Source organism: Rhodococcus sp. EPR-147, assembly GCF_001647185.1.
Classification (GTDB): domain Bacteria; phylum Actinomycetota; class Actinomycetes; order Mycobacteriales; family Mycobacteriaceae; genus Rhodococcoides.
Genome location: NZ_LVCU01000025.1, coordinates 1 through 3093 on the forward strand (window position 1 = coordinate 1; position 3093 = coordinate 3093).

General features: G+C 68.6%; 4 protein-coding genes. 2 read left to right on the forward strand and 2 right to left on the reverse strand.

Going from position 1 to position 3093, the window contains the following annotated elements; all coding sequences use genetic code 11:
• Positions 1-1115: PPE domain-containing protein (locus tag A2J02_RS00970; protein WP_068045596.1), on the forward strand; the 1115-nt coding region annotated here is incomplete at its 5' end.
• Positions 1112-1936: an ESX secretion-associated protein EspG gene (locus A2J02_RS00975; protein ID WP_068045598.1), complete on the forward strand. Its 825-nt coding sequence runs from the start codon at positions 1112-1114 to the stop codon at positions 1934-1936. The genes A2J02_RS00970 and A2J02_RS00975, both read left to right, overlap by 4 nt.
• On the opposite strand, the gene A2J02_RS00980 is transcribed toward A2J02_RS00975, so the two are convergent.
• Both A2J02_RS00980 and A2J02_RS00985 read right to left on the reverse strand, forming a co-directional pair.
• Complete coding sequence (locus A2J02_RS00980) at positions 1933-2598, reverse strand: histidine phosphatase family protein (protein WP_068045601.1); 666 nt, start codon at positions 2596-2598, stop codon at positions 1933-1935. The genes A2J02_RS00975 and A2J02_RS00980 overlap by 4 nt on opposite strands.
• The coding region (locus A2J02_RS00985) for an ACT domain-containing protein (protein ID WP_156516028.1) at positions 2595-3093 on the reverse strand (499 nt) is incomplete at its 5' end. The genes A2J02_RS00985 and A2J02_RS00980, both read right to left, overlap by 4 nt.

A 3093-nucleotide genomic window follows, 5' to 3' on the forward strand; every position in this document is an offset into this window, starting at 1 on the left:
TGCTCGGGCCGGGACCGGTGCCGTTGCACGTCGCCGGCGGCGCGTGGGGTTCGGTCGCTGCGGCGTTCACCGAGGCATCGGCGAGCATTGCGGCTGTCACCGCGGCTCTGACCGCAGGCTGGGAGGGCGAGTCGGCACTGCTGGCTCAGGCTGCGCTCGGCCGTTTCGCGACCTGGACCGCCGCCACGGCAGTCAAGGCGGCGGCGCTCTCGGTCGAGGCCCCGGCCGCAGGAACCTCGTACGGTGTCGCGTTGGCGACCATGCCCTCGCTCGTGGAAATCGGAGCCGTTCAGGCCGCCAAGGTCACCGCCGCCTCGACGGGCGGCGTGATGAACGGCAGCTACGAGGCTGCCGAGGTGGCCGATCGACTGCTCGACATCCGAGCTGCGATGGTGATGGAGGGCTTCGAGCTGGTCTCCTCGCACCGCATCGTCAAGACCACGTTCGATCAGCCGCCGGCCATCGTCTCCGATTCCGGGAGCGGCCTCGGCAAGTTCGCGAACGGAGCGCTGATGACGTCTCCGGTCCAGGCCGCGATCGGCGGATTGATGGCCGCGACCCAGAACCCCGGCGTGGCAGCGGCGGCCGGTCAGATCGGTAGTGCTGCCACCTCCATCGCCAGCACCGGCGTCTCGACCGTCGCCACCGCTGCGTCCACCATCGGGTCGAGTGCGTTGTCCGGTGGCGTAGGGGCCGGTGGTGGATTCGCACCCGGTGGTTCGGCATCTCTCGCTGTCGGTCCGGCGTCCACGTGTCCGGTGTCGTTCGGCGGCGGGGCAGGTGGAGCAGCCGGGCTCGGTGGCATCGGCGGTGGCGTCGGAATGCCCGGTTCCGCGTTGGGTCCCGCCGGTGGTGGGTCGATGCAGGCCGGTGCAGGCCAGAGCGGTCCGTCCGCGTTCGGCGCACCCGCCTCGGCCGACGGTGGCCTCGCCCAGCGCGGAACGGGCGCGGCAGGCGCTCCTGCCTCCGGCACGCGCGGGCAGGCCGAGGACGACGAACACGAGACCCCGGACTACCTTAAGCAATTCGAGCACTTCTCGGACGGTCGGACCGTCGCGCCGTCCGTCATCGGCGCGAATCCGACCCTGCCCCACACCAGCGGGAACGGCCGTTGATCGACTTGGGAACCGTGCCGGTGGGCCACACACTGCCGATCGCCGCACTCGGTGTGGACGAGATGGACTTCCTCGTCGAGGAACTGTCGATCGCCGAACTACCCGTGGTCCTGGACGTGTTCCCGCGCTTCGACGACGTCGGTGCCCGAGATCGCGCGCTCGAGCACGGGCGCACCGCACTGAACAACGCCCGCCTGATCACCGACGGCGGCGTCCACGAGGATCTGGAGCAGTGGATGCGGGTTCTCGAACAACCTCACTGGTACGTCTCGGCTCGTGTCTTCGACGTCGAGAACCCAGAGCCCGTTCCGACCATTCGCATCTGCGTTGCATCCGACGATCGGATCGCGGTGTCGGCGGTGCGGCGAGACGACGTGGTCACCATCCGCGCCGTCCACGGTGATCCGGCCCGGGACCTCGCGTCGGCGATCGGCTCGGCCGCGTCGTTCGACCCGGGCAGCATCAACGCGCCAACCGATCTGCTGGCCGAAGCACTCGACGCGGCACCGACCGACGTCGGAGCAACCGCGTCTCGGCTGCGCGGTATCGGCGTAGCGCACGAGCGCGCCGCGGCTCTGGCGTCGGCGATGGCCACCTGCGCCGGCAGAACCGAGATCACCGCCGTCGCCCGTAGGCACGGAACCCGTCACGTGGCCGGGAGACCCGTGGCCCTGTTCGACACCAGAGCCGGGCGCATTCTCGCCACCTCGACCCTCGCCGCCGACGGCACGTCGTGGAGCTCACTGACCGGGGCGACGGATCGCAGAGTGACCGCTGCCCTGACCGAGCTGATCGCATCGGCCGGTGAGCATCTGCGCTAGCTGATCGGGTTGTCCGCCTTGTTGCTGCCCTTGCCCTCGAACGGCGGCAGGAACGTGCCCCACCTGGTGCAGGACCATCCACCGTCGGGCAACGGCAGCAGCTCGACGGTGTGCGTGTTGTCGAGGTGATTGTCGGCCGCGAACGTGCCCTCGACGCCTGCCAGTACCGCCGCAACCAGTCGGATTGCGGCACCGTGACTGACGACAACGACGTCGCCCGCTGTCTCGTCACTCAGATACTGCGCGCGGAGGCCGTCGAGCACCGGGACGTACCGCTCCAACACCGAATGTCCGCTGTCGCCGCCGGGCACGGTCGCCGCCAGATCTCCGGTGTGCCAGCGACTGAAGATATCGGTGAACTCCCGGTGCGCATCCGCATCGTCGCGGTCCTCCAGATCTCCGGCGAAGGTCTCCTGAATTCCCTCGGTCACCACCAAGGGAACCCCGGTCGCTCGTTCGATGTAACCCGCAGTCTGCTTGGCACGCAACGCAACCGAGGACACCAGCACCGCGGGCGGGCGTCCGATCCAGGTCTGCGCATACGCGTCGGCCTGCTGGTGCCCCAGCTCGGTGAGCTCGGCTCCCGGCGGCGAGGTGTCCAGTATCTTCGCGACGTTCGCTGTCGTCTGACCGTGCCGAACCAGAATCAATTTGCCCATCACAGATCACCGCGTCCGGCACGAATGTCTGCGACCCACTGCACGTGTTCATCGATCGGCGGCGGCACCGAACCGCCCGTTCCTGTTGCGGTGGGCCAGGATCCGAGGAACCGGAGGGGCATCTTGCGGTGGAATGCGGCCAACATCTCCGCGACGAGCGGGTCGTCGATGTGCCCGGCGCAGTCGATGAAGAACCTGTACGTTCCGAATCGCGAACGGGTGGGCCGTGATTCGATGAAGGTCAGGTCGATGTTGCGAATTCCGAACTCGGCCAACGCTGCCGGCAGCGTGCCCGGATCGTTCGGCGGCTCGAGGACCACCGACGTTCGGTCTGCACCGGTGCGCGCAGGCACCGACTGCGGCGCCGTCACCAGCACGAAACGAGTCCGCGCGCCCTCCACGTCAATGACCCCGTCGGCCAACTGCGACAACTTCAAGCGCTCACCGGCGAGCCGCGTCGACACCGCAGCATCGACCATTCCGGCTGCAACGTCTTCT